21 protein-coding genes, 3 tRNA genes and 1 pseudogene are annotated in these 24,865 nt (G+C 67.4%); 10 read left to right on the top strand and 15 right to left on the bottom strand.

Going from position 1 to position 24,865, the window contains the following annotated elements; all coding sequences use genetic code 11:
• The first annotated feature begins 149 nt into the window (after nt 1–149).
• The 3 genes from SNAS_RS13225 to SNAS_RS13215 are packed head-to-tail and all read left to right on the top strand — an operon-like array spanning nt 150 to nt 1,824.
• On the top strand, nt 150–545 hold the full coding sequence (locus tag SNAS_RS13225; protein ID WP_013017932.1) for a YbaB/EbfC family nucleoid-associated protein: 396 nt from the start codon (nt 150–152) through the stop codon (nt 543–545).
• A complete protein-coding gene (locus tag SNAS_RS13220; RefSeq protein WP_013017931.1) occupies nt 542–895 on the top strand; it encodes a type VII secretion target in 354 nt (117 codons plus the stop codon). Before SNAS_RS13225 ends, SNAS_RS13220 begins: the two co-directional genes overlap by 4 nt.
• On the top strand, nt 892–1,824 hold the full coding sequence (locus SNAS_RS13215; protein WP_013017930.1) for a WXG100 family type VII secretion target: 933 nt from the start codon (nt 892–894) through the stop codon (nt 1,822–1,824). Before SNAS_RS13220 ends, SNAS_RS13215 begins: the two co-directional genes overlap by 4 nt.
• A 57-nt stretch (nt 1,825–1,881) precedes the next feature.
• On the opposite strand, the gene SNAS_RS13210 is transcribed toward SNAS_RS13215, so the two are convergent.
• The 3 genes from SNAS_RS13210 to SNAS_RS32730 form a co-directional block, all read right to left on the bottom strand.
• Complete coding sequence (locus SNAS_RS13210) at nt 1,882–3,033, bottom strand: hypothetical protein (RefSeq protein WP_013017929.1); 1,152 nt, start codon at nt 3,031–3,033, stop codon at nt 1,882–1,884.
• A 9-nt stretch (nt 3,034–3,042) separates the two neighbouring features.
• The gene (locus tag SNAS_RS13205) at nt 3,043–3,492 is read right to left on the bottom strand and encodes a hypothetical protein (protein ID WP_013017928.1); all 450 of its coding nucleotides are present in this window, start codon (nt 3,490–3,492) and stop codon (nt 3,043–3,045) included.
• Between the two features lie 102 nt (nt 3,493–3,594).
• Nucleotides 3,595–5,604, bottom strand: a complete 2,010-nt coding sequence (locus SNAS_RS32730; RefSeq protein ID WP_244409143.1) for a glycosyltransferase — start codon at nt 5,602–5,604, stop codon at nt 3,595–3,597.
• 306 nt (nt 5,605–5,910) lie between these two features.
• Here SNAS_RS32730 and SNAS_RS32725 point away from each other — a divergent pair, with 306 nt between their 5' ends.
• Complete coding sequence (locus SNAS_RS32725; protein ID WP_013017926.1) at nt 5,911–7,434, top strand: alpha/beta hydrolase; 1,524 nt, start codon at nt 5,911–5,913, stop codon at nt 7,432–7,434.
• A gap of 1 nt (nt 7,435) precedes the next feature.
• On the opposite strand, the gene SNAS_RS13190 is transcribed toward SNAS_RS32725, so the two are convergent.
• Complete coding sequence (locus SNAS_RS13190) at nt 7,436–8,056, bottom strand: TetR/AcrR family transcriptional regulator (RefSeq protein WP_013017925.1); 621 nt, start codon at nt 8,054–8,056, stop codon at nt 7,436–7,438.
• A gap of 126 nt (nt 8,057–8,182) precedes the next feature.
• Between SNAS_RS13190 and SNAS_RS13185 the strand changes: the two genes are divergently transcribed.
• Nucleotides 8,183–9,217, top strand: a complete 1,035-nt coding sequence (locus SNAS_RS13185) for an ABC transporter permease (protein WP_013017924.1) — start codon at nt 8,183–8,185, stop codon at nt 9,215–9,217.
• A 97-nt stretch (nt 9,218–9,314) separates the two neighbouring features.
• Here the strand turns inward: SNAS_RS13185 and SNAS_RS13180 are convergent, their stop codons facing one another.
• The 3 genes and pseudogenes from SNAS_RS13180 to SNAS_RS13170 form a co-directional block, all read right to left on the bottom strand.
• Entirely contained in the window at nt 9,315–10,619 is a 1,305-nt protein-coding gene (locus tag SNAS_RS13180) for a DUF418 domain-containing protein (protein ID WP_013017923.1), read from the bottom strand.
• Between the two features lie 137 nt (nt 10,620–10,756).
• A pseudogene (locus SNAS_RS37610) lies at nt 10,757–10,840 on the bottom strand (GNAT family N-acetyltransferase); the annotation flags it as partial.
• A 220-nt stretch (nt 10,841–11,060) separates the two neighbouring features.
• Nucleotides 11,061–12,365, bottom strand: a complete 1,305-nt coding sequence (locus SNAS_RS13170; RefSeq protein WP_013017921.1) for a heparan-alpha-glucosaminide N-acetyltransferase domain-containing protein — start codon at nt 12,363–12,365, stop codon at nt 11,061–11,063.
• Nucleotides 12,366–12,591: 226 nt separating this feature from the next.
• On the opposite strand from SNAS_RS13170, the gene SNAS_RS13165 reads away from it, so the two are divergent.
• Entirely contained in the window at nt 12,592–13,251 is a 660-nt protein-coding gene (locus SNAS_RS13165; RefSeq protein WP_013017920.1) for a response regulator, read from the top strand.
• Nucleotides 13,248–14,375: a sensor histidine kinase gene (locus SNAS_RS13160; RefSeq protein WP_013017919.1), complete on the top strand. Its 1,128-nt coding sequence runs from the start codon at nt 13,248–13,250 to the stop codon at nt 14,373–14,375. The genes SNAS_RS13165 and SNAS_RS13160 overlap by 4 nt, the downstream gene beginning before the upstream one ends.
• A 701-nt stretch (nt 14,376–15,076) precedes the next feature.
• On the opposite strand, the gene SNAS_RS13155 is transcribed toward SNAS_RS13160, so the two are convergent.
• From SNAS_RS13155 to SNAS_RS13145, 3 genes are all read right to left on the bottom strand, one after another.
• Nucleotides 15,077–15,151, bottom strand: a tRNA-Val gene (locus SNAS_RS13155).
• Nucleotides 15,152–15,163: 12 nt separating this feature from the next.
• Nucleotides 15,164–15,234: transfer RNA gene (locus SNAS_RS13150), tRNA-Cys, on the bottom strand.
• 46 nt (nt 15,235–15,280) lie between these two features.
• A tRNA-Gly gene (locus SNAS_RS13145) sits at nt 15,281–15,353 on the bottom strand.
• A 120-nt stretch (nt 15,354–15,473) separates the two neighbouring features.
• Between SNAS_RS13145 and SNAS_RS13140 the strand changes: the two genes are divergently transcribed.
• Together SNAS_RS13140 and SNAS_RS13135 are read left to right on the top strand one after the other, a co-directional pair.
• Nucleotides 15,474–15,983: a methylated-DNA--[protein]-cysteine S-methyltransferase gene (locus SNAS_RS13140; RefSeq protein WP_041624837.1), complete on the top strand. Its 510-nt coding sequence runs from the start codon at nt 15,474–15,476 to the stop codon at nt 15,981–15,983.
• 87 nt (nt 15,984–16,070) lie between these two features.
• Nucleotides 16,071–18,422 (top strand): Tex family protein, encoded by a 2,352-nt coding sequence (locus SNAS_RS13135; RefSeq protein WP_013017916.1) that lies wholly within the window; start codon nt 16,071–16,073, stop codon nt 18,420–18,422.
• Between the two features lie 19 nt (nt 18,423–18,441).
• On the opposite strand, the gene SNAS_RS13130 is transcribed toward SNAS_RS13135, so the two are convergent.
• Entirely contained in the window at nt 18,442–18,840 is a 399-nt protein-coding gene (locus SNAS_RS13130) for a winged helix-turn-helix transcriptional regulator (protein ID WP_013017915.1), read from the bottom strand.
• 198 nt (nt 18,841–19,038) lie between these two features.
• Between SNAS_RS13130 and SNAS_RS13125 the strand changes: the two genes are divergently transcribed.
• On the top strand, nt 19,039–20,502 hold the full coding sequence (locus SNAS_RS13125; RefSeq protein ID WP_013017914.1) for an MFS transporter: 1,464 nt from the start codon (nt 19,039–19,041) through the stop codon (nt 20,500–20,502).
• Nucleotides 20,503–20,551: 49 nt separating this feature from the next.
• On the opposite strand, the gene SNAS_RS13120 is transcribed toward SNAS_RS13125, so the two are convergent.
• The 4 genes from SNAS_RS13120 to mraZ all read right to left on the bottom strand — a co-directional run bounded on the left by SNAS_RS13120 (nt 20,552) and on the right by mraZ (nt 24,792).
• Entirely contained in the window at nt 20,552–22,648 is a 2,097-nt protein-coding gene (locus tag SNAS_RS13120; RefSeq protein ID WP_041624836.1) for a peptidoglycan D,D-transpeptidase FtsI family protein, read from the bottom strand.
• 4 nt (nt 22,649–22,652) lie between these two features.
• Nucleotides 22,653–23,216 (bottom strand): cell division protein FtsL, encoded by a 564-nt coding sequence (gene ftsL, locus SNAS_RS32720; RefSeq protein ID WP_013017912.1) that lies wholly within the window; start codon nt 23,214–23,216, stop codon nt 22,653–22,655.
• Entirely contained in the window at nt 23,213–24,223 is a 1,011-nt protein-coding gene (gene rsmH, locus SNAS_RS13110; RefSeq protein ID WP_013017911.1) for a 16S rRNA (cytosine(1402)-N(4))-methyltransferase RsmH, read from the bottom strand. Before rsmH ends, ftsL begins: the two co-directional genes overlap by 4 nt.
• 137 nt (nt 24,224–24,360) lie before the next feature.
• On the bottom strand, nt 24,361–24,792 hold the full coding sequence (gene mraZ / locus SNAS_RS13105) for a division/cell wall cluster transcriptional repressor MraZ (protein WP_013017910.1): 432 nt from the start codon (nt 24,790–24,792) through the stop codon (nt 24,361–24,363).
• Between the last annotated feature and the right edge of the window lie 73 nt (nt 24,793–24,865).

Raw genomic sequence — 24,865 nt, 5'->3', positions numbered from 1 at the left:
TGACCGAACAGCGCGGCCGTGGCGGGGTGGGTGGGATTGTCGAAGAAGAGAGGTACTACAACCAGTAACACCTGATTTTCGGGACTGGTCCCGCCTGCGGCGAAATAGCGTTGCCTCGTCAGTCAACACGCAAATGGAAAGGACGCATGATGACGGGCGATCCAATGACCGGGGCTCAGGCCGTGATCGATGAGATCGGACGGGCGGCGCGTCAGCAGCAGGAGAACGCACAACAGATGCGCCGGGCCATGAACGAGTTGTCCATCACCGCTGGCAATCGGGACGGTTCGGTGAAGGTCACCGTTGACTCCAACGGGGGTCTGGCGGACCTGGAGATCAGCCGTGCCGCGATGAGCCTGGGTCCCACCGGGTTGCGGGACGAGATCCTCGAGGGCACGCGCACGGCGCGTCGGCACCTGGCCGAGCGTGTGAAGCGTATCGCCGCCGATGCCTTCGGGGATGACTCCGCGACGGTGACGAAGATGCGCGACACCTATGCCGAGGCTTTCGGCACCACCCCGCCGCCCAGGAGGCAGCCGCGATGAATGAACCGTTGAATGTCGTTCCGTCCAAAATGGTGGCCCATGGCGACAACATCGCCGCCATCGGGGGCCAGATGGGTACCGTGGCGGACACCGCCAACACGGTGTCCGCCGCCGACGGTGCCGACGCCTTCGGGCCGCTGTTCGCGCCGTTCGTCGTTCCCCTGCTGTCCATGGCCGAAGAGGCCGCCAAGGGGTTCATCAACGCCGCCAAGGAAACGGTCGGCATACAAAGTCAGGCCGTTTGCGGTTTGGCCGTCACGTACACCAACACCGACCAGGACGGGGGGCAGGGCATCGACCAGACCTCCCAGGGCCTGAGCACTAACGAGATCACCGGAGCGCAATCGTGAACGACCACAGTAGCGACACCGACAGTTCCAGTCGAACCGGCGATGTGGACACCCTCATCGCCTATATCGAGCAGACACTGACCGAGATCCGCTCCGGTGGTTGGTCCATGGGCCTGACGAACGGCCCGAAGGCCGCTTCGTCCGAGGGTGTCGTGGCTGACCCCATCGGCTCGCTGTCCTCGTCCGGGTTCGGTTGGGCGGCAGAGTTGTTCGCTCCGCTTCAGCAGGCGATGAACCAGTTGGCGGGTGACCCGGGCAAGATCCAGGGGTTCGCGCAGACGTGGAACGACGTGGGTGAACAGTTCTCCTCGCAGGGCCGGGCGCTGCGCGACACGGTCGCCACGGACGGCGCGGACTGGAACTCGCAGGCGGTCTCCGCGTATCGGGGCGCCACGGACACCGAGTCCAGCGCCGTGGAGGGCGCCGGGAACAGCTTCCAGGGCATCGGGACGGCTGCCCAGCAGGGCGCGCAGGCCGTCGACGCCGTGCGCCAAGACGTCACCGTGCTCGTCAACGAGGCGGTCACCAGGGCGATTCCCCTGCTGGCGCAGGCAATGAACCCGCTCGGACTCGCCGCGGCGATCGCGGGTCTCATCGAGCTGGTGGCCGAGTACGCTCCCCAGATCGCCAAGCTGCTCACCGATCTGGCGAACGTCATGAACTCGCTGGGCTCGCTGATCGGGCAGTTGATGCCCATCATCTCGCAGGCGCTGGGGCTCATCACCACTATCGCTGAGGCCATGTCCTCGGCCAGCGGTGGCGCCAGCGGCACCGAGGGAACCTCGACGGATCAGTACCAGTCATCCGAGAACGACGAGTACAAGCCGTCCGAGGATGAGGACCAGGACGACGACGAAGACGATGAGGAGGACGAGGAGTCCTCGGAAAGCCCCGCGTCGCAAAAGGATCGGGACGAAGTCAAGGTCTGACACAAGCGGACCAGAAAGAGGGCCCCGGGGAGAATTCCCCGGGGCCCTCAGCGGTTGTCAGATCACCGTCCACGCGTCGTCGTCGCGGTCAGGGCGGCGTCGCATCTCGAAGGCCACCGGACCGGGATCGTGCGTCTTCCTGTCCCATCCGGAGTCGTCTCCGACGATTCCGGGAAGCACGTGCTGCGTGTGAGCGGGAGTGAGGTCGTCCGCGCGATGGGCGAAAGCGCGTTCCCGCAAGCGAAGAACCTCTTCCTCCAACTTGAACCGGGCCTCCTCGGCCGCGCGCTGCGGGTCGTTGTTCTTGATGACACCGCGGTTCACGTCGTCGCCACCATAGTGGATTCGGCTCGCCTTCGGGTCCCGCATGTCGACGTCGGGGGTGGCACTGACGACCCCGTAGCGACCGATGAGCCGTCCCGGGGTCTTCGTCTGCTGGGACTCGCCCGTCCGCTGTCCGATCACCGGCCGGACCGTGTGGCCCGGCCCCATCATCGGACGCGGCATGGAGGTCATGCCCGGTCGGCTGCCGATGACACCCGGCACCACGGGGCGCATCGCCACCGGACCCAGTGGCGGCATCGCCGCGTTGGACACGATCGTCGTCGACGGCAGCGAGACCGCTCCCCCGGGCGGCGCGACCGCCGACACCGACTGCAACGTCGGTCCGGAACCGTCCACGTCCGGCGGCGGCTTGAACTCCTCGAAGTCGCGCATCTGTGAGTACGACTCTTCGGCGGCCGTCGCCGTCGCCTCCATGATCTGCCGGGACGCCACGTCGTAGGGCATGCGTTTGAAGTCCTCGACCGCCTTGTCCACGCCGATGGCCTCGAGGATGAACCCCAGGCCGACGGCGTCGGTGACGTTGTCCAGGTCCTTCCACAGTTTGTGGATGTAGCTGACGTCGTGTTTGGCGATCCCGGCCAGGGTGCCGATGAGGAACCACAGCCCCGCGTTGGTCGTCGCCCGTTCGGCGGATTCCTCTATGTACTCCTGCATTCGCTTGACCTCGTCGAAGTACAACCTGGCCGCGTCGCCGGTCCAGGAGTCCTCCACCAGTTCCAGGCGCTGTTCCAGGAGCACGCCGTATTCCGACAACAGGTCGGCCATCTCCGCCCAGCCTTTGGCCTGTTCCAGAAGCGTCTCGGGATGATCCGGGTCGACGATCTCCCGAATCTCGTCCACTGTGTAGGAGTTGAACGTTGCCAAGGGGTGCTCCTATTGATCGCTCGGGGATGACTCTTGGGACGGCACATCCAAACGCGTGACGCTGCTGATCTGCGGCACCGTGGCGGAGTTCAGCGCGTCCTGGTCGCTGAACCGGGCGACGATCGCGTCGGTGATGCCACTGAGGTTGGACATCCCGGTGCCCACCGAGTCCAGCAGCCGCTGTGCCCGATCGGCGAGTTCGTTGTGGAACTCCACGATCGGTTGCGCGGGAAGGTTACGAGGATCCGCACCCCAGGGCCGGTCTTCGCGGTGGCCGGTGTTGCCCGAGCCGATGACGGCGGCGATCTCACGGGCGCGCTCCAGGAACTGCTCGGAGTCCGATCGCAGCGCCTCGGCGAGCCCGAACATGTCCTTTCGGTCAAGGGATACCGCGTCCGCCGGTATGTCCGGTCTGTCGGATCCCGAATCGCCGGAACTCGCGGTCGGTCGGTCGTTCATCCCTTTGTCCTTCCCTGACAAGCTGAAGCCCTGGGTTTCGGCAAAGGTATTTCGGGCATGCCGGGACTGGTCCCGGACGCGAGATGGGTGACGGGTTAGCGCCTAGTCGGACTCCTCGACCTTTATCGACAACTCGTTGTCGATGTTGTAGTACGGGTGCACGCGATGCCGGCCAAGCCGGTCGTTGACCATCTTGTGCGCGTACAGCTGCGTCTTCTTGCGATTGGTGATGTCGTCGAAGAACCTCGCCAGCCGAACCGGCGCGTGCTCCCCGGCCACGTCGGCGAGCCACAGGTCCCACAGGTCGGCGCTGCCAACCCGGGTCGCCGCCAGATCGTCCACCTCGATCGTGCAGGAGAACGCCCCGGACGCGTCGATGGCCGCCGGCCAATGGTGAGCGCGACCCTTGTGGCGCAGCTTCGCGAGAACCTGAACCTCCATCTTGTCCCACAGCGGACCGAGCATGTCGCCGTCAACCTGAAGCCGACCCTGCTCCCACCGGACCGTGCGCAGCTCGGCGTAGGTCTCGCGTCGCCACACCCGCAGCGCCAGCTGCCCGTCGTCCGAACAGGGCACCACGACCGATCGGGGCAGGAAACCGGGGCGGCGCAACAGCGCCCGCGAGTCGACGCGACCGGCCTCGACCGGTTCGCCGTCCCGGAACAGCCGCCACCAGCCCTCCGGCAGCCGACCACAGAACGCCGAGTCGAGCCGGATGTCCGTGCCCTCCGGCACCGCGATCGGCGCGTGTGTCCCGGATTCCAGGGTGAACCGGCCGCGGGCGCCGCGTCTGGCCGTCAGGGTCAGGTCGTCGAAGGACCTGGCCAGGCAGTTGACGGTGTCGTCGGGCGGTTCGATGCCGGGAGGCGGGGTCGGGGGCTCCGGCAGCGCGCCACCGCCGCCACCGACCCCCACCGGGATGCGGGCGCCCCGCGGCGGGGTCCGGTCCGGAATCCGGGCGCCACGCGGTGGCGTGCGGTGCTTCTGCGAGACGAGACTGTGGAACAGGGCCTCGTAGCGGGCTCCGATCTCGCTGGGAAAGTACTTGCGTGCCTTGCGCAAAGCGTTGGCGGACATGCGTTTTCGCAAGCTGTCGTCCTCGATGAGCCGACACAGGTTCTCGGTGACGGCGTCCTCGTCCTTGACCGGCGACAGCAGTCCGTCCACCTCATGGTCGACGATCTCGGGCGGGCCGTAGTCGCAGGCGGTGGACACCACCGGAAGCCCGCAGTCCATGGCCTCGACGAGCGTCAGCCCGAAGGACTCGTACTTCGAGGTGACCACCGCGATGGAACCCTTCACCCATTCGGCGTCCAACGGGGTCACCTGGCCCATCAACGACACCGCGTCACCCAGGTCGAGGTCGGTGACGAGATCGCGGATCGCCTTCAGGTGCCTGCCGGTGCCGTAGATGCGCAGGCTCCAGTCCGGGTGGCGGCGATGCACGCGGGCGAAGATGCGCAGCAGCATGTCGAAGCGCTTCGGGCGGGCGATCCGGCCCGCCGCGACGATGACCTTGGAGTCCACAACGGAGGGCGGCAGCGGCGTCGGCTGGATCGAGTTCGGAATGAACCGGATCCGGCTGGCCAGGTGCGGCATGTGCCGCCGGTAGTTGTTCGCGTCGGCCTCGCTGACGGTCACCATCGCGTCCAGACTGGAGTACTCACGCGACATCGCGTCCCGCAGCCGGGGTTTGTGGTGGTCGTAGAACAGGTGCTCCTGCGCGACGGTCACGGCCGAGCGCGGCGAGAACCGGGCCACGTAGACGTTGAGGCCGGGGCGGGTGCCGACGATGACGTCGGAGCCGCAGTCCCCCAGGAACTCGGCCACCCGCTTGTCGGTCAGCCGGTTGAACTCACCGGCGCGGGTGTCCCCGGCCGGATACACCCGCGAACCCCGGCGCGACCGCAGCCGGTCGGCGACCCCGGTCAGCGTCCACGGCGACCGGGCGGTCCGGTCGACGAGGTGGCGAATGCCGACTCGGGGATCGGGGGTGAAGTGCGGGGTCCCCCGGTACCGGAAGACATTGACAATCTCCACCTCGTGGCCGAGATCGGCCAGGGTCGACGCCGTGTTGAGCGTGGCGCGTATCGTGCCCCCGACGTGATCCACCGAGTGAGTCAGGAAAGTGATCTTCAAAGGTCGCTCTCAATCCGTGGCCTTCGCGTCCGACACTGCCCCTGCGGTCGTCGCGCGCCCACTAGCTCGTCCTCGTCCTAATCAACAAACGCTTGGCCACCGAGCACCGGTTGCCGAAAACGCGGACAAATAGTGGCCCTGACGCATAGACGCCACTCTCCATAATCCGCCCATACATCCACATTGCCCGTCCCCTCGCGGCCTCCCCGATCCGTTACCGTCGTTGGGAACGCTCCCACAAGCCGACGCCGCCACGGCGCCAGCCCCCGAAGGACCGACATGGTCAACTACTCCCAGTTGCTCAACATGGACACCTCAAAGCTCTCCACCGCGGCGACCACCTCGGGAAACCTGTCCAAAGCCCTCACCGAGCGCGCGGGCGAGGTGGGCGGCAAGGCCGACATCCCCGCCGGAATGTGGGCGGGCCTCGACGCGGGCTTGGCGTCGTCCTTGATCAGCGACCAGCAGTCCCCACTCTTCGACGCGTCCGACGCGTTCAAGCGCGGCCAGGCGACGCTGGACGACCTCGTGGACGGACTCCAGGCCGCCAAGGAACGCCTCGCGGACGCACACGACCTGGTGGCGGGCACCGAGGTCACGATCGGCCCCGACGGCACGGTGACCACTCCCCCGGCCGACAACCCGACGATGGCGAACCAGAACGCCTTCCTGGCCAGGCAGGCCGCCGAGATCATCGACGACGCCCTGCGCATGGCCAACGAAGCCGACGACAAAGCCTCAGCGGCGGTGGGCGAGATCGACCCGGCCAGCAAGAAGGACATCCCCAACGGGAAGGGCGACAGCGCCGAGGACGTCAAGAAGTGGTGGGACTCGCTGAGCAAGGCCGAACAGGACGCCTACATAAAGAAGTTCCCCAAGGAGATCGGGAACCTGGACGGCATTCCCGCCGAGGCGCGCCACGAAGCCAATATGGACTCGCTCCGTCAGGACGCCAAGGGCGGGGACAACAAGTTCGCCAAGATGCTGCTCGACCGCATCGAGGACTCCCGCGACGGCGCGAAGGGCGACGAGATCTACCTGCTGGGCTACGAACCCGGGAAGGGCTCGGACGGCAAGGCCATCGCCGCGATCGGCAACCCCGACACGGCGGACCACACCGCGGTGAACGTCCCCGGCACCGGCACGGACCTCGGCAACGTCGCCGGGGGCGGCCTGCTCGCCAACGCCGCCGACCTACGGGACCAGGCCATGCAGGAGGGCAACGGCTCGGTGTCCTCCATCGTGTGGATGGGCTACGACGCGCCCCAGGGCTACGTCGAGGCGTACGACGAGGGTCGTGCCCTCAACGGCGCCGGCGACCTGCGCGACTTCACCCGCGGCCTGGACGCCACCAACCAGGGCGGCGACGGCCACACGACGGTCATCGGCCACTCCTACGGTTCCACAGTGGCCGGATCGGCCGACTCGCGCGGCATGAAGGTCGACGACCTGGTCGCCGTGGGCAGCCCCGGCATCGGATTCGAACCGGACTCCAAGGTAGACCCACCACTCCCCGGTCCAGGCGGCTACCTCAACTCCGACAGGCCCTCCATCGAGAACGTCGACGAACTGAACACCGACCCGAACCACGTCTGGGCCGGAGCGTCGGCGGGCGACCCGATCAGCTACATGTCCATCCACGGCGCCAACCCGGCCGAGAGCGACTTCGGCGGCGAGCGGTTCGCCACCGACGGCGCCGGGGGCCACTCCGAGTACTACAAGGAGGGAACGGAATCCCTGCGAAACCTGGGCCGCATCGTCGCCGGTGAGTACGACGAAGTGGAGCACGTCGACCCACGTTGAGTTAACCCGCGTCGGTTCGTCCGCGATATCCGATGACGGGCAGGAATATCTGGTCCACGATCTCCGTGATGGAGTCCTCGGACGCTGTCCCGTACAGCAGCATGTCGTTGCGCATCAGGTCGATCGGCAGGGTGACCACGCGCAGGGTGACCCGGTCACGGTCCACCTGCCCCCGTTCCACGGCCCGGTCGATGATCGGCCCCATCGTCCGGTGCTGAAACGTCTCCACGATCAGCGCGCGCAATCGCTCGGACAGCTCCGGGTTCCGATAGACCTCGGATACCAACCCCAGCGTCACGTCACGCCCGACCGGCAACAGCCGTCCGGCCATCCAGGTCATCAGCGCGATCACATCGGTGCGCAGGTCTCCGGTGTTCGGGACCTCATCCTTGTCGGGGGCCCTGCTGGACACCACGGCCAACACCAACTCGGCGCGGCTCGACCACCGTCGGTACAGCACGGCCTTGCCGGTCTGCGCCCGCGCCGCGACGTTCTCAATGTGGAATCCGGAATAGCCGACCTCAAGCAGCTCCTCCCAGGCGGCCGCCAGGATCGCCGCCTCCAATTCCTTACCCCGCCGCCGTTTGGCGGGCTCGGTCAACTCGTCGCTGCCTTCGGTCATGGTGTCGGACACCTCAACATCTTCCCTCAAGAGACGTTGCGTCTCTTAATTTCGCACACTACTGTCGATTATAAGAGACTAACCGTCTCTTACTTGGCATCGTGACTACTTCTTGGAGTGCCTACCATGTCCACCCAAAATCCATCGGCCACACCGACCCCCTGGCTGAAGATCGGCATCTCGATCCTGGGTCTGGTCGCTCTACTGACCGTGATCCTGCTGGCCTTCGCCCTCCCCGCGCTCAAATCCGAGCCGCACGACATTCCCCTGGCCGTGGCCGGACCCGCCACCGCCGCCGAGCAAGTGGCCGACCAACTCGAGGCCAAGGACGCCGAGACCTTCGACCTCACCGTCATCGAAACCGAGGACGAGGCACGCGAACTCATCGACGACCGCGAGGTCTACGGCGCCATAGTCATTGGCCCACAAGGAATGACCATGTACACAGCCAGCGCTGCCAGCCCCGCGGTCTCCACAATGCTGACCCAGATGGCGGCCAAGATGAGCGCCGAGTCGGGCGCGAAAGTACCGGTCGAGGACGTACACCCGGCCGCCGATGACGACCCCAACCAGCGCGGCCTAGCGGCCGGGGCACTACCACTCGCCCTGGCCGGATACATCTCCGCGATCATGCTGGCCCTGACAGTGGTCGGCACGCTCCGACAGGTCATCGGCCTCATCGTCCTCACCAGCGTGGCAGCGGCGACCCTCATCGCGATCCTGCAGTTCTGGTTCGGATCCATCGCCGGTGACTACTGGATCAACACCGCGGCCGGAGCGCTGGGCATATCCGCCGCCGCCTGGATGGTGCTGGGATTGCATGCGGTACTGGGCAAAGCCGGACTGGGGCTCGGTGCCGCGACCCTCATCCTGCTGGGCAATCCGCTGTCCGGCCTGGCAAGTGCCCCCGAACTGCTCCCTACCGGCTGGTCGACGGTGGGACAACTACTCCCCCCAGGAGCCACCGGCACCCTACTGCGCTCCACCGGCTTCTTCGACGGAACCGGCTCCACCCAAGCGATCTGGGTGCTCGCTGTCTGGGTGGCCGTCGGAGTCCTCATGTACGCCATCGGCACCACGATCTCCAGCGCCAAGCGCCGCAAAGCCCAAGAGGCGCCACACATCGAGACCGAACCCGAGCGAAGCCCGTCCCCCGCCTGAACGAACAAGTCGAACAGCCGCAGCCAGTAAGGGGCGCCGAATCGTTCAAGTTCGGCGCCCCTGCCCGTTTAGGACAACAGCCGTGCGTTCCGCTGCCTCACTTGACGTACTTGGCCGGTTTGGTGGTGAGGTTGAGCAGGTACTCGAGCGGGCCGCGTTTGAAGAAGCGGGACCAGATCGCGGCGAAGACGATCGCTCCGAGGATGAGCGTGAGCACCGGGATCCAGGATCCGCGGACGCCGCCGCCGGGCAGGGAGAGCCACGACATGATGACGAAGTGGCCGACATAGGCGGTCAGGGACATCGTGCCGACCGCGACGACCGGGGCCATCAGGCGGCGCAGGCGCGGCAGGCGGTCCATCAGGAACGTGGCCCCCACGATCACCAGAACGGCGATGCCGACGCTGCCGATGATGTCGAACGTGGTGCCGCTGTGCGGCCCGGCGGCAAAGAGGTCGCTGACCGAAGGCTGGTAGCCGAACGACCCGCTGTCCATCGGCGGCTTCGACGAGCCCGACCACGAGCCAGAACCCGAACCCGACCAGGACCCCGAGCCGGAGGACGACCCGTCCTCCGCCATGCTTCGCAGCGCGTTCTTGCCGGCCAGCAGCAGCGACAGGCCGTACGCTGCCACGGTGAGCCCGGCGCCGAGTGCGGCCAGGCGCCGCTGGTTGGCGGGGGCGGACAGGTCGACGCGTCCCAGGGCCATACCGGCGACCACGAAAGCGATCCAGGGGATCGTCGGGTAGAAGCCGGTGATCAACAGGTCGATCACGCCCACGCCGCTGAGTTTCTCCAGCGGGTCGTACGCGTCGACGGTCTGCGTGACCGAGCCGCTCAGCAGTGGGCTCAGCACGAACTTCAGCTGCGGCCCGACGATCGCGAGCGCGGCCGCGGTGATCGCGAGCGTCTTTCCGCTCAGCTTGAGGAACAGCATGGCGACGAGGAAGTAGACCCCGTAGAAGCCGATGATGATGACGTCGCCGTAGAACTTCGCCAAGAGCGTGCCGAAGGCGAGCAGGACGACCGCGCGGATCGCGATGCGCGCCTTCGCCTTCCGTCCGGCCAGGCCGGTCTTCGGTTCCTTGCGGCCGGCGATGAGCATCAACGAGAAGCCCGCGAGGGTCGCGAACAGGACCGACGAATGCCCGTCGGCCAGGTACCGGATCCAACTGCCGACGCCGCTCGTGGTCGACAGCATCGGCCCGACGTGCACGATGTACATGCCGAACACGGCCAGCGCCCGAGCCAGGTCCACGCCGACGAGGCGTCCCATCGACGCGTCCCCTTTCGCAGGGGGAGCGGTCGGAGCGGGGTCGTCGGACGTGCCGGGGTTCAGAGGCGAGAGCGACGCGCGCTCCTGCGGAGCTGCTTTCTCTTGCGGCAGTTGCGAATGTGTCATATCTCCACTCTGTGGTGAAGGGACGGCGCGAACCACCCGGCAGTACGCGGTATCCGACTCGCCGATCGGCGGGAACTGTGACCCCGACCGGCGGGGGAAGCCGGCAGCCGACCGAATCGGTCCGCCGCTCCAGGCAGGTCGTGCGGATCGGGGTGGTGTTCATTGAAGAACTCGACGATGTGGAACCCGCACTTGTTGACGTAGAAGTGGATGTTGCGCTGCGCCCGAGCGTTGATCTGCAGCACCGCGCCGCCGACTACCGCTTCGGCGAACGCCCGCTGTAGTTCCTTCCGGAAGGACAAGAGGTCGGCGTCGTCCGCACACACGAGCGCGATGTCAGGAGCGGTCATGTCGTTCTCTGGAATCAATTGGAGGGAAGCCGCTGGACCGGAGCGCTCGCTCCGGTCCAGCGGCTTCCCATTGCGACAGCGCTGCGGTCGGTCAGCGCACCAGTTTGGCGGGGCTCGTGGCCCACTGCATCGCGTATTCGAGCGGGCCACGCTTGAAGAACCGGGACCACACGAACGCGAACGCGATGCCCGCCACGCAGAACCAGCCCCACACCGCCAGCGCCGCGGTGACTGAGCCGCCGTCGCTGTTCGACGGGACGTGATTGAGGGCCCACAGGTGGGCGACGTACAGGGTCAGAGACATCGCACCGGCCGCCGTGACCGGCGCCAGGAGCTTTTGGGCCAGCGCGGACCGGTCAAGCAGCACGACCGACCCGGTGATGACCAGCATCGCGATACCGATATTGCCCAGCAGCTCGAACGCGGTGCCTGAGTGCGGAGAAGCCGAAAGCAGGAACTGCAGCATGTCCGACGACCACGGATCGAATCCGCTCATCGAATCGGACCACGTGCCGGACGAACCACTCATCCCGGATGAGCCCGAGGCCGTCGAAGTCGACGCCGTACTCGAACCGGAGGAACCGGATCCGCCGCCCATGCCGCCTCCGGCGAACAAGACCTTCTGAAGCACCCACGAGAGTCCGTAACCGGCCAGGCCCAGTCCGGCACCGACCGAGGCCATGCCGATACGCACCCGCTTGGCGGACAGGTCGAGCTTGGCGATCGCCATGCCCGCGAAGATGTACGCCAGCCACGGGACGGCCGGGTAGAGGCCGGTGAACAGGAGCCGGCCGAGGCCGTCCGCGCCCATGCGGGTGATCGGGTCATGCGCGTTCAAAGCGGTGACGAAGGACGGCTGCGCCATGGCGATCCAGTAGAAGACCACCGAGCCGACGACCGCGAACGCGGCCGAGAGGACCGCCAGTGTCTTGACACCGCACCGCACGAACGGCAGCGCGAGCAGAAAGAACAGGCCGTAGAACGCCAGGATGACGATGTCGGTGTGCAGCCACAGCGTCAGGGCCGTACCGAGGGCGATCAGCAGGAGCGCCCGGATGACGATCTTCACGATCCGCTGCCGTCGTTCGAGCGCAGGCAGCGGTCGGCGACCGCCCGCGAGCAGGACCAGCGACAAACCGGCCAGGACCGCGAACAGCGCCGACGCTCGGCCGTGCGGAATCTGCATGATCGTGTTGACCACGGGATTCTTGAACTCCTGCATCGGCCCCACGTGCGCGTAGAACATGCCGAAGATCGCCAGCGCGCGGGCCAGGTCGAGCCCGAGCACTCGACCGAGTGCGCCACCTCGCTGCGGTTTCGGTTGGGGCGGCGTCTCGCGGTCGGTGCGGAACGGCCGCAGCGTCCGCTCGCTCCGCACAGTGTCGGTGTCAGTCATGGATTCAGCCTGCGGCGGCGCGAGCGCACTTCCCATCCGGCGAAGGTCCGCCGCGCTACCGCAGACGGCGGGAACCGCTCCCTCCTAGCAGGGATCGCTCACCCGCCGATCGACCGAAGGACCCCGCCGACCGGCGGAAAACCTCGCGGAGCTGCCGCGAACCGAGCATGGCCGCGCCCGGACGTGCTACGAATCAACCCGTGTCACTGACAAGCGAGGAGCAGCCGTGATCCGGGTAATGATCGTCGACGACGAGGCACTGATCCGCAGCGGCATCGAGCTCATACTCAACGCCGCGCCCGACATCGAGGTGGTCGGCGCGGTCACCGGCGCCCGCGCGGTGACCGAGACCGAGCGGCTGCGTCCCGACATCGTCCTGCTCGACATCCGTATGCCCGATGTGGATGGTCTGACCGTGCTCGACCGCATGCTGTCGAAGCCTTCACCGCCCGTGGTCGCCATGCTCACCACCTTCGACAACGACGAGTACGTCGCCGCCGCCCTTCACCGGGGCGCGGCCGGATTCCTGCTCAAGGACACCGCGCCTGACCACCTGGCCCTGCAGGTGCGCACGCTCGCCGCCAACGGCGTGGTGCTGTCCCCGAAAGTCACCTCCACCGTCGTGGACGGCTACCTCGCGTCAACCCGCAGACAATCCGCCGACACCGCCCTCATCGACACCTTGACCGACCGGGAGCGGGCCGTCCTCGTGCACCTCGCCGACGGGCTGTCCAACGCCGACATCGCCGCCCGCCTCTATCTCGGTGTCGGCACAGTCAAAGACCACGTCTCGGCGATCCTCGCCAAACTCGAAGTGGCCAACCGGGTCCAGGCCGCGCTGCTGGCCGAGCGCGCGGGCCTGCTCGACAAGGACGAGCAACGATGAACGCGGCCCCACGATCCTGGTGGAGCTCAGGCTCACGCTGGCCCGCCGTCCTCCTCGACGCCGCCCTCATCGCCGTGGCCGCAGCCGACCTGTGGTTCAACCACATGCCCGGGAACTGGTGGGACGACATCCTCCTGGTGACCGGAGTGCTCGCGCTGGCCCTGCGCCGCCGATTCCCGTTGGCCGTCTTCATCGCCACCCTGCCCATGCCGTTGCTCACGGGTCAGTCCGCAGCATCGCTCATCGCGCTGTTCACGGTCGCGTGCCAGACACGGAGCCGGTGGCTGCTGAGCGGATGCGCCCTGGTCTACGCGGGCTTGACGATCGCACCATGGTGGGGTGGCGACGACATCCTGGCCGAATCGTCCTGGCCGGTATGGGGCGTGTACTCACTGGCTCCCGCCGGCGCTGCGGTATTCCTTGGCCAACTGGTGCAGACCAAGCAGGAGCTGTCGAAGCGACTCGATGAGATCAACGAAGTCCGCGAACACGAACAGGCGCTGACCACGCAGAAGGTGCTGGCACAGGAGCGCGCCCACCTCGCCAGGGAGATGCACGACGTCGTCTCGCACCAAGTGAGCCTGATCGCGGTAAGAGCCGGAGCATTGCAGGTCAGCGCCCAGGAGCCGGTCGCGCGAGAGGCCGACACGATCCGGACGCTGGCGACACGCACCCTGGACGAGCTGCGGTACATGGTGAGCGTGCTGCGCGCCGGAGGCGGCGGAGACACCAGTCTGGCACCACAGCCCACACTCGACCAGCTGGGCAAACTGGTGCACAACGCCGGTATGGAGACGCAACTGCAAACGGGACCGCTTCCCGAGTTGAACCCGCCGATGCAACGGGCGATCTACCGCACCGTGCAAGAGGCCCTGACCAACGCCCGCAAGCACGCCCCCGGCGCCGCGGTCCGCATCCACGTCACCCAAGACGACGGCGTCGTACTGACCGAGGTCATCAACGCGGCACCAAATCGGCCGGTAGTGCCGCTGCCGAGCGCGAAACACGGACTGATCGGCCTCAAACAGCGAGCGGAACTGCTGGGAGGAACACTCGAAGCAGGCCCGACGGACGAGCGCGGATGGCGGGTCGCACTGCGCATGCCGCTGAAGTCGATGAACTGAGCGACTGACAGAGGGCCCGCCCGCCTGGTGCGGCGGTGTCCCCCATGCAGTTTGTACTCTCGACCATTGCGAACTTTGTCGCCACTGTGGCGAGACAGACGCGAAATGCCTTGCTGCGCAAGCAAACAGGGACCTTCAGCCTAAAGGTCCTTCTCTTTTGCGGCCGGTCGCCAACCACAACTTCCCCGCCGGGCTGCTGCATTGTTGCCTCGTTGGCCATCGCCATCAATAAGGCGCGGCTGCTGGGAGCGCTCGGGCTGGCGACCGCCGCGACGGCATGTCACTGCAACGTCGCGGCGGCGCAAGAAGTTACTACTTACCGCACTTCTCCGGTATGCAGTCTTGAGCAACCGCCACGCCGGAGTCCGACAGTGACGCAATTGCTGGCGCGCTTACCGCCAGAACAACCGCAATCGCGAATGCCGCGGCAACCAGGGAACGACGAATACTCACACTTCCTCCTAGAGGTGTTCTCGTGGCGGACCAAAGTGGTCGCGCCACCTCGTCATGGTGTCCGTCACCCGCACACGGCACCGCACATGCAGCCGCATACAGTCGGTCGCCGCAGCGAAATGAACAGAATGGCCACACGCCGGACACAGCGCAGACGTCCACACCGCTGCGCAAATTTGTCGGAGAACACCGGGAATCCCACAAAAAAACATGGCCCGCATTCCGCAGACCATGTTTCAGATTAGCCTTGGTGGACGTTACAGGATTTGAACCTGTGACCTTTTCCGTGTCAGGGAAACGCTCTCCCGCTGAGCTAAACGTCCGGGGAAACTCCGAGGTGGAGACGGGATTTGAACCCGTGTAAACGGCTTTGCAGGCCGCTGCCTCGCCTCTCGGCCACTCCACCGCAGGCTGTTAAGCCGCTTTTGTCGGGCACTTGTGTCCGACCTCCGAGCGGACGACGGGGTTCGAACCCGCGACCTACACCTTGGCAAGGTGTCGCGCTACCAGCTGCGCTACGTCCGCGTGTGCTGACTCCGGGTTTGTTATCCCGTGTCGGCAACGGAGAGAACTTTAACTCACGCCCCGGAGGGCTCGCAACTGGGGTATGGGGTTGGTGTCGTAGGGGTGGCGCATTATGGGCGGATGACTGGTGAGATGGCTTCGGTGAACGTGAACACTCCTATTGGGCCGCTGTGGTTCGCGGCTTCGGAGGTGGGGTTGCGGCGGGTGTCGTTTGGGGAGGGTGAAGTGGTGGCGGGCTCGGTGGGGGCCCGGGAGTTGTTGGGGGTTGTGCGGGGGCAGTTGGAGGAGTACTTCGGTGGGGGGCGGCGGGTGTTCGAGGTGCCGTTGGACTGGGGGCTGAGTGAGGGGTGGGCTCTGGAGGTGCGGCGGGTGCTGTGGGAGAAGGTCGGGTACGGGGACACCGTCAGTTATGGGGAGTTGGCGGCTTTGGCCGGGCGGCCGGACGGGGCGAGGGCGGTGGGCGGCATTATGGCGGGGAATCCGATTCCGGTCGTTGTGCCTTGTCATCGGGTTATCGCGGCGGATGGCGGGATCGGGGGGTTCGCCGGGAGTGGGGGGACTCAGGTGGAGACGAAGCGGCGGTTGCTGACCATGGAGGGGGCCATGCCTCCCACCCTGTTCGATCTGTGAGCGGGCGGGGCTTGGGTTGGCGTCGGGGCGTTGAACGGCACCGTGCACAATCGTTGCTCGGACTGACCACCCGCGGAGGGGACCACCATGACCGTCGACATCAATGAGGCCATCGCCACCGAGCTGGGCGTGGGTGAGCGGCAGGTGGCCGCCGCCGTGGACCTGCTCGACTCCGGAGCGACCGTGCCGTTCATCGCCCGGTACCGCAAGGAGGCCACCGGGACCCTGGACGACGCGCAGTTGCGCACGCTCGAGGAGCGGTTGCGGTACCTGCGGGAGTTGCACGAGCGGCGTGCGTCCATTCTGGATGAGATTGACAAGCAGGGCAAGCTGACCGACGAGTTGCGGGGGCAGATCATGTCCGCCGAGACCAAGGCGCGGTTGGAGGACCTGTATCTGCCGTACAAGCCGAAGCGGCGGACCAAGGCCCAGATCGCGCGGGAGGCCGGGCTGGAGCCGTTGGCGGAGCGGTTGTTGGGCGACGCGAGTCTGGATCCGGCGGCGACCGCTGCCGAGTTCGTGGACGCCGACAAGGGGGTCGCCGACGCTGAGGCGGCGCTGGCCGGGGCGCGGGCGATCCTGACCGAGCGGTTCGCCGAGGACGCGGACCTGATCGGGCAGTTGCGGGAGCGGATGTGGAAGCAGGGGCACATCACCTCGAAGGTGCGCGAGGGCAAGGAGACCGAGGGCGCCAAGTACTCCGACTACTTCGAGTTCGCCGAGCCGTTCGGGAAGCTGCCCTCGCACCGGGTGCTGGCGCTGTTCCGGGGTGAGAAGGAGGAGGTCCTGACGCTGTCGCTGGAGGCCTCGGCCGAGGACGACGCCGCGAGCGTGGGGCCCAGTGACTATGAGCGTGAGATCGCGGCGCGGTTCGGGATCGCCGATCGAGGGCGGCCTGCCGACAGGTGGCTGCTGGACTCGGTGCGGTGGGCCTGGCGGACTCGGGTGAGCGTCGGCTTGGCCGTCGACACGCGGGTGCGGTTGTGGCAGGCGGCCGAGGACGAGGCGGTGAGCGTGTTCGCCGCGAACCTGCGGGATCTGCTGCTGGCTGCTCCCGCGGGGACCCGGACAACGCTGGGGCTGGACCCGGGGTTCCGTACCGGGGTGAAGGTCGCCGTCGTGGATGCGACCGGCAAGGTCGTCGACACCGCGACGATCTATCCGCATCAGCCGCAGAATCGGTGGGACGAGGCGCTGGCGACGTTGGCGGCGCTGGTGAAACGGCACAATGTGGAGCTCATCGCGATCGGCAACGGGACCGCGTCGCGGGAGACCGACAAGCTCGCCGGTGACCTGGTGAAGTTGGCCAAGGGGCATCAGCTGACCAAGGTGATGGTGTCCGAGGCGGGGGCGTCGGTGTATTCGGCCTCGGCCTACGCTTCGAGGGAACTGCCCGAACTGGACGTTTCGATCCGGGGCGCGGTGTCGATCGCGCGGCGGTTGCAGGATCCGTTGGCGGAGCTGGTGAAGATCGATCCGAAGTCCATCGGGGTGGGTCAGTATCAGCACGATCTGGCCGAGCACAAGCTGTCGCACAGTCTGGACGCCGTCGTGGAGGACTGCGTCAACGGCGTTGGCGTGGACCTCAACACGGCTTCGGCGCCACTGTTGGCGCGGGTGTCGGGTATCAGTTCGGCGCTGGCCGACAACATCGTGGCGCACCGCGACACGGCGGGCGCGTTCACGTCGCGCAAGGGGTTGCAGGATGTGGCTCGGTTGGGGCCCAAGGCTTTCGAGCAGTGCGCGGGCTTCCTGCGGATCCGGGACGGGGTTGACCCGTTGGACTCCTCGGCGGTGCACCCGGAGGCGTATCCGGTGGTGCGGCGGATCGCGCAGGCCACCGGCAGCGACGTCAGCGGGCTGATCGGCAACCGGTCGGTGCTGGGGTCGGTGAAGCCGCAGGACTTCGTGGACGAGACCTTCGGTCTGCCGACCGTGACCGACATCCTGTCCGAACTGGACAAGCCGGGGCGGGACCCGCGGCCGGAGTTCAAGACCGCGGTGTTCGCCGAGGGCGTGGAGAAGCTGTCCGACCTGGCGCCGGGGATGGTGCTGGAGGGCACGGTCACGAACGTGGCGGCCTTCGGGGCCTTCGTCGACGTGGGGGTGCATCAGGATGGTCTGGTGCACATCTCGGCGATGTCGAACGACTATGTGGCCGATCCCCGGGATGTGGCCAAGCCGGGTGACATTGTGAAGGTGCGGGTGCTGGAGGTCGACGAGGCGCGCAAGCGGATCTCGCTGACGATGCGGTTGCAGGACAAGGCCGAGGCGAAGCCGCCGAAGCAGTCCGACGGCAACAAGCGCGGCAAGGGCGATCGCAAGGGCGGCAAGGACAACCGTAAGGGCGGCGGCAAGCCGCGCGGGCGTGACGGCGGCAAGCAGTCCGAGCCGCAGGGCGCGATGGCCGAGGCACTGCGGCGAGCGGGCTTGGCGTAGCGGCGAGCCAGCGCGGGCGTCAGGCTGCCGCGGCGGCCTGGTGCTCGCGGTCGTATTCGTTGCGGCACTGGATGATGTCGGTCTGGTGGCGTTCGGCCCATTCGACGAGGCCCACCAGGTGGTCGTACAGTTCGCGGGCGCTGTCGGTGGCCGAGTACTCCACTTTGGGGGGCACCGTCGGGTAGACCGTGCGGGTCAGCAGGCCGTCGCGTTCCAGGTTGCGCAGCGTCAGGGTGAGCATTCGGCGGCTGATGCCGGTGATGTTGCGCTCCAGCTCGGTGTAGCGCACCGGGGCCTTGGTGGCGGCGATGAGGATCGACACCGACCACTTCCCCGCGACCCGGTCGATGACCTGGACGATCGGGCAGGCCTCGGCCTGGAGCGGGCTGTCGGGCAGGACCTGTTCGCGGCGGCTCATGGGTTCCTCTCGGTGGCTGTGCTGGTGACGGGGAGCGCGGTAACCGAGGTCACAGACGTCGATACGGCGCGCTGACCTCGATGGTTACATCGATGTGCCCTCTGGGACATAAAAGTGCCTTCTTACGGAATCCGCTTCGGGAACACATGATGGCTCCAGGAACAAATCATGTCCCATGGTAGCCCCGAAGGAGTCCCGATGTCCCCCGAGAAACTGTCCGAGCTGAGGCGCCGTTGGCTGGCGGTGATCGTGCTGTGCGCCGCGCAGGTGATGATCATCCTCGACCAGAACATCGTCAACGTGGCCCTGCCCGCCATCCGCGAGGACCTCGACTTCTCCGCCTCCAACCTGGTGTGGACCATCAACGCCTACGTGATCCCGTTCGGCGGGCTGCTGTTGCTGGCCGGACGGCTCGGCGACCTGCTGAGCCGCAAGTACGTGTTCGTCGCCGGGCTGGCGCTGTTCACCGCCGCCTCGGCCTGGTGCGGTTTCGCCGACGGGCAGACCAGCCTGTTGGTCGCGCGGTTCGTGCAGGGTCTCGGTGGCGCGGTCACCTCGGCCGGGCTGCTGGGCATGGTGGTGACGATCTTCAGCGACCCCAAGCCGCAGGCCAAGGCGCTGGGCGCCTTCGGCTTCGCCTCCGCCGGTGGCGGTGCGGCCGGGACCGTCGTGGGCGGGGTGCTGACCGAGGGCCTGAGCTGGCACTGGGTGTTCTGGATCAACATCCCGTTGGGGATCATCGTGGGTGCGCTGGCGCTTCGGTTGCTGCGCAACGATCGTGGCATCGGCTGGCGGGCCGGGGCCGACGTGTTCGGCGCCGTGCTGGTGACCTCCGGGTTGATGCTCGTGGTGTACGCGCTGGTGGGGACCGAGTCCCGGGGCTGGGCCTCGCCGGTGACGATCGGGCTGGGCGCGGCGGCGGTGGCGCTGCTGGCGGGGTTCTTCGTCCGGCAGGCCAAGGCGGCCAACCCGTTGCTGCCGTTGCGGATCCTGCGATCGCGCAACGTCGCCGGGGCCAACCTGATCCAGGCGCTCATGGTCGCCGCGCTGTTCGGGTTCATGTTCTACACCGTGCTGTACATGCAGGAGGTGCTGAGTTACCGGCCGCTGTCGGCGGGGCTGGCGTTCCTGCCGGTGCCGATCGTCATCGCCGTGGTGTCCATGACCGTGGCCCCCAAGCTGCTGCTGCGCTTCGGTCCCCGGACGCTGATCCTGGCCGGGCTGCCGCTGCTGGCCTTCGGGCTGTGGCTGCTGTCGCGGGTGCCGGTGGACGGCGACTACTACCTGCACCTGTTGCCCGCCATGGTGATCATGCCGTTCGGTTTCGGGATCACCATGCCGTCGCTGATGTCGCTGGCGATGTCCGAAGTGGCCGCCGAGGACTCCGGGGTGACCTCCGGGCTGTTCAACACCACCCAGCAGGTGGGCGGCGCGATCGGGCTGGCGGTGGTGTCCACCGCCGTGGCCGCCCGCATCGACTCGACCCTCGCCGACGGCGGCGACAAGGCCCAGGCGCTGACCGACGGCTACGGACTCGGGTTCGGACTGGGCGCGGCCTTCGTCGCGGTGGCGTGGCTGGTGGCGCTGACGGTATTGCGTCAGCGGGCGAAGCCGGAGGCGGCCGGGTCCGACGAACCGGCCGTGGCGGCGGCCGTCAGTTAAGGAGACAGGAACGAGTTGGGCGGGGCCGTTTGGCCCCGCCCCATCAGTGTCAGGTCGGGTAGACCTCGATGTCGGCGGGTTTCTCGGTGGACGGCGGCACCCGGTAGTGGCCCAGCGTGTACTGCATGATGTCGCGGAACGCGGTCCCGGTGACCTCGCCGCCGCCACCGCCGGGCGTGTAGGCGAAGACCGCGACGGTGTACTCGGGCTTGTCCGCCGGGGCGAAACCCACAAAGGACGCCACTTCGCCGGGCGCGTACTCGCCGTCGCGCACCAGCTTTCCGGTACCGGTCTTGCCCGCCACGTTGTAGCCGGGGATCTTGGCCAGGGTTCCGGTGCCGTCGGGCACCACGATCGGGCCCTGCAACACGTACTGGAGGTCGCGGGCGGTCTTCTTGGAGAACACCCGGTGGCTCTTCGGCGCGTCGGCCTTGTCCTTGTCGCCGTCGGGCGAGATCGTGCACTCCACCAGACTCGGCTGCACGTACATCCCGTCGTTGGCGATCGCGTTGTACCCGGCGGCCATCTGCAGCGGCGTGACCGCCACACCCAGTCCGATCGGGATGGACCCGAAGTCGCTGCCCTGCCAGGTGGAGGGTTCGCGGACGATTCCGGCCGCCTCGCCGGCGACCCCGACGTCGGTACCGGCGCCGAGCCCGAACTTCTTCTGGTACTCGTACAGCTTCTCGGGTCCGAGCTTGTCGGCCAGGTCGATGGTGCCCACGTTGGAGGAGTGGGCCAGGATGCCGCCGATCGTCATCGGACGTTTCTCATGCGGATGCGTGTCGCGGTAGGTGTTGTCGGCCTTGGTGATCGTCGGGCCGACCACCGGTTCGCTGTCGCGGTCGATGATCCCCTCCTCCAGGGCGGCACCCACCACGATGGCCTTGTGGATCGAACCGGGTTCGACGACGCTGTCGGTGGCCCGGTCGCCGCGTAGCGACTTGTCGTACTCCATCGGGTTGGCCGCGTCGTAGCTGGGCGCGCTGGCCATCGACACCACTTCCCCGGTGTCGGCGTCCATCACCACCGCGGCGCCGAACTCGGCGTTCTTCTTGGCCATGGTGTCCGACAGGATCCGCTGCACCTGGTACTGCAGGTCGGAGTCGACGGTCAGCTTCAGGTCGGAGCCCGGTTTGGCCTTCTCCTCGCGGTGGAAGCCGCCGGGGATCTCCTGACCCGAGGCGCTGACCTCGTACTTGCGTTCGCCGTCGCGACCGGCGAGGATGTCCTCATAGGAGGCCTCCATGCCGCCGAGGCCGTTGCCGTCCAGGCCGGTGAAGCCGATGATGTTGGCCGCCAGGTCCTGTCCGGGCACCTCGCGGCGTTCGTCGTAGGCGACCCGCACCCCCGGGATCTCGAGTTTCTCGATCTTGTCGCCGATCTCGACGTCGACGCCGCGGGCCAGGTACTCGAAGCGCGACGGTGGACCGTCGCCCTTGGTCTGCTTCATCTTGTCGGCCAGTTCCCGGGTCGGGATGCCCAGCAGCGGGGTCAGTTTGTCGGCGGCCTTCTTGGGGTCCTCGATGAGTTCGGGGTCGGCGTAGACGTACCGGGCGGCGCCGGAGAACGCCAGCCGCTCGCCGTTGCGGTCCAGAATGGAGCCTCGGGAGCCGGGGATGATCTCCTCCTGCAGCCGCTGTCCCAGCGCGTCGGCGGCGTAGGCCGCGGCGTCGGTGACCTGAAGCTGCACCAGCCGCCCGCCCGCGATCGCGAAGATCAGCAGGATCAGCGTCATCCCCAGCCGCAGCCGCCGTTTCGGGTTGCCGATCTTGGGCAGCCGACGCTTGATGACCCGGCGGCGCGGGCCGCTGGCCTTGGTGGCGGTGGCCCGCTGGGTCTGCCGGGCCCGGACGCTGCGGGTGTTGGACTGCCGGTCGACCGGGGTGGCGGCCACCTTCTGCCGGGTGCGTTCCCGGGCCCGGGCGGTGCGGCGCGGAGACTCGGGTTCCGCGCCGCCCTCGACCAGACGCAATGCCGGACGCAGGGCGTCGCCGCCCCGGCGCACGGCCGCGCGGCGGCGACGGTCCTCGTCACCGTCGTCGCCGACGGTGTGTCCCCGGGGGGAGTAGCCGCGCCGCACCTGTCGCCTTCCGTCGCGGCGCGGATCGGACGCGCCCCGACCTTTGGGATCCGTCGGTGGCATCGGCTCAGTTACCCCCAGGGGTCGGCATCTTCAGCTCCTTGCCGTCGGGAAGTCGCAGGTAGGTGATCTCCTCGGCCTCGACCAGACCCAGCCGGTCGGCCGCGGCGGCGAGGTTGCCGGGCGCCTTGACGTCGGCGAGCTCGTCGGTGAGCCGCTGCTCCTTGGCGTCCAGTTTGGTCTGCTTCTCCCGCAGGTCCTGCAGTTCGAAGGCGTTGCCGTTGATCGCGGTGTTGAGCACCAGCAGTCCGACGATGCCACCCGCGATCAGCCCCAGAATGGACAGTACGAAGGGCATGCGGGCGGTGGTCACCGGCTCCGGCGGGGCCTTGCGGGCCGAACGCGCCGGAGCGGTGGTCTGGTCGCGGCGCGGCTTGGGCGTCTCCACCTCGACCGGCTCGGCCACCGGCGACAGCGCCAGCGAACCGTCGGTGACGGCGCGGTCCTGCGACAGCAGCGCACGACGGCGCGAATCGGCGGCCCGCGCCTTGCGGCGGGCGCTCTTGACAGCGTCGTCGGTTGCCGGGCGCCGCTGCGCTCCGACACGGTTCTCACCCCTGGCCGTACTCATCGTCTTTCCTCCCCTTGCGAGTGTCTATCGTGGTCCTGGTTCCGTCCACCCAATTTCTGCGCGGCGCGCAGTTTCGCCGACGCTGCCCGTGGATTGGCGGCGATCTCGGCTTCGGACGGTGGCTGAGCCCCCTTGGTCAGCCACCGCAGCGTCGGTTCGGTACCGGGTACGTCGATGGGAAGCCCGGCCGGGGCCGAGGACTTGGTCCGCTCCCCCAGTTCGCGCTTCACGATGCGGTCCTCAAGGGAGTGATAGGACAGCACCACTATGCGGCCGTCGGGGGCCAGGGCGTCGATCGCGCGCGGCAACGCGTCGCGAAGCACGTCCAGCTCCCGGTTGACCTCGATGCGCAGCGCCTGGAAGGTCCGCTTGGAGGGGTTGCCGCCCCGGCGCCGGGTGGCGGCCGGGACCGCGTCGCGAACCAGGTCGGCGAGTTCGCGGCTCGACTCGATCGGGGCGCGTTTGCGTTGCGCCACAATCGATTTGGCGATGCGCGGCGCGAAGCGCTCCTCGCCGTAGATCCGCAGGATCCGCGACAGGTCCCGCTCGGCGTAGCTGTTGACGACCTCGGCGGCGGTCATGCCCTGGCTCTGGTCCATCCGCATGTCCAGCGGGGCGTCCTGCGCGTAGGCGAAGCCGCGCTCGGCGACGTCCAACTGCATCGACGACACGCCGAGGTCGAACAGGATTCCGGAGATCTGGTCCACGCCGGTCTCGTCGAGCACCTCGTCGAGTTCGTCGTAGACGGCGCGGGCGGGACGGAACCGGTCGCCGAAGCGGGCCAGACGTTTGCCCGCCAGCTCCAGGGCGTCGGGGTCGCGGTCGATGCCGATGACGGTGAGGCTCGGGTGGGCCTCCAGCAGCGCGAGTGAGTGGCCACCGGCGCCGAGGGTGGCGTCGACGCAGACCGGGTCGGGGCGATCGAAGGCGGGGGCCAGCAGCTGGCACACCCGCTCGGCGAAGACCGGTACGTGTGCCCGGTCCGGCGCACCATACTTCGTCATCATCCGACCCCTGTGTCTCGTTGGCCCGTATCGCCTGGACCCCAACCGCCCCATCACATACCTGGCACCGGGGAAGGAATGTCAGGTACGCGGTGGGCGGGTGGGGACCAGGCGGTACGGAAGCCTGAATCCTGACCGTCCTACAAACCCGCGGGCAGTTCCCCCTCCTCTATGTCCGCGAAAGCCTCCTCGCTGTCACTCAGGTAGGTCTGCCACGCTTCGGCATCCCAGATCTCTACTCGGCTACTGGCACCGATCACCACCAGCTCGCGATCGAGACCGGCGTACTCGCGCAAGTGCGCCGGAATGGTCACCCGGCCCTGCTTGTCGGGGATCTCGTCGTGAGCGCTGGCGAAGAACACCCGGTTGTAGGCGCGGGCGGCCTTGTTGGTCATCGGTGCCTTGTGGAGCTCGTCGGCGATCCGCTGGAATTCCGGCATGGGGAACACGTAAAGGCACCTCTCCTGCCCCTTCGTGATCACCAGGCCTCCTGCGAGTTCGTCGCGAAACTTCGCCGGAAGGATCAACCGTCCTTTGTCGTCGAGCCGGGGTGTGTGGGTACCGAGAAACATCGGTCTCCCTCCCCTGCCCTGGCCGAAGGTGCGGTGATGGTGTTGGTTGACCCCACCAGTGCGCTCCACCTTA

It is taken from the genome of Stackebrandtia nassauensis DSM 44728, from assembly GCF_000024545.1.
GTDB classification, from domain to species: Bacteria; Actinomycetota; Actinomycetes; order Mycobacteriales; family Micromonosporaceae; genus Stackebrandtia; species Stackebrandtia nassauensis.
The sequence above is the reverse complement of the archived record's forward strand: the minus strand, read 5'-3'. Positions and strand labels throughout refer to the sequence as shown.

Bases quoted from the DNA above. Each gene is read 5' to 3' on its own strand.
- rsmH (WP_013017911.1), bottom strand. From the start codon at position 24,223: ATGATGACGAAGTATGGTGCGCCGGACCGGGCACACGTACCGGTCTTC.
- SNAS_RS13170 (WP_013017921.1), bottom strand. From the start codon at position 12,365: ATGACTGACACCGACACTGTGCGGAGCGAGCGGACGCTGCGGCCGTTC.
- SNAS_RS13140 (WP_041624837.1), top strand. From the start codon at position 15,474: ATGACTGGTGAGATGGCTTCGGTGAACGTGAACACTCCTATTGGGCCG.
- SNAS_RS13205 (WP_013017928.1), bottom strand. From the start codon at position 3,492: ATGAACGACCGACCGACCGCGAGTTCCGGCGATTCGGGATCCGACAGA.
- SNAS_RS13125 (WP_013017914.1), top strand. From the start codon at position 19,039: ATGTCCCCCGAGAAACTGTCCGAGCTGAGGCGCCGTTGGCTGGCGGTG.
- SNAS_RS13190 (WP_013017925.1), bottom strand. From the start codon at position 8,056: ATGACCGAAGGCAGCGACGAGTTGACCGAGCCCGCCAAACGGCGGCGG.
- SNAS_RS13180 (WP_013017923.1), bottom strand. From the start codon at position 10,619: ATGACACATTCGCAACTGCCGCAAGAGAAAGCAGCTCCGCAGGAGCGC.
- SNAS_RS13135 (WP_013017916.1), top strand. From the start codon at position 16,071: ATGACCGTCGACATCAATGAGGCCATCGCCACCGAGCTGGGCGTGGGT.
- SNAS_RS13160 (WP_013017919.1), top strand. From the start codon at position 13,248: ATGAACGCGGCCCCACGATCCTGGTGGAGCTCAGGCTCACGCTGGCCC.
- SNAS_RS13130 (WP_013017915.1), bottom strand. From the start codon at position 18,840: ATGAGCCGCCGCGAACAGGTCCTGCCCGACAGCCCGCTCCAGGCCGAG.
- SNAS_RS13220 (WP_013017931.1), top strand. From the start codon at position 542: ATGAATGAACCGTTGAATGTCGTTCCGTCCAAAATGGTGGCCCATGGC.
- SNAS_RS32725 (WP_013017926.1), top strand. From the start codon at position 5,911: ATGGTCAACTACTCCCAGTTGCTCAACATGGACACCTCAAAGCTCTCC.
- SNAS_RS13185 (WP_013017924.1), top strand. From the start codon at position 8,183: ATGTCCACCCAAAATCCATCGGCCACACCGACCCCCTGGCTGAAGATC.
- SNAS_RS13120 (WP_041624836.1), bottom strand. From the start codon at position 22,648: ATGCCACCGACGGATCCCAAAGGTCGGGGCGCGTCCGATCCGCGCCGC.
- SNAS_RS13225 (WP_013017932.1), top strand. From the start codon at position 150: ATGACGGGCGATCCAATGACCGGGGCTCAGGCCGTGATCGATGAGATC.
- mraZ (WP_013017910.1), bottom strand. From the start codon at position 24,792: ATGTTTCTCGGTACCCACACACCCCGGCTCGACGACAAAGGACGGTTG.
- ftsL (WP_013017912.1), bottom strand. From the start codon at position 23,216: ATGAGTACGGCCAGGGGTGAGAACCGTGTCGGAGCGCAGCGGCGCCCG.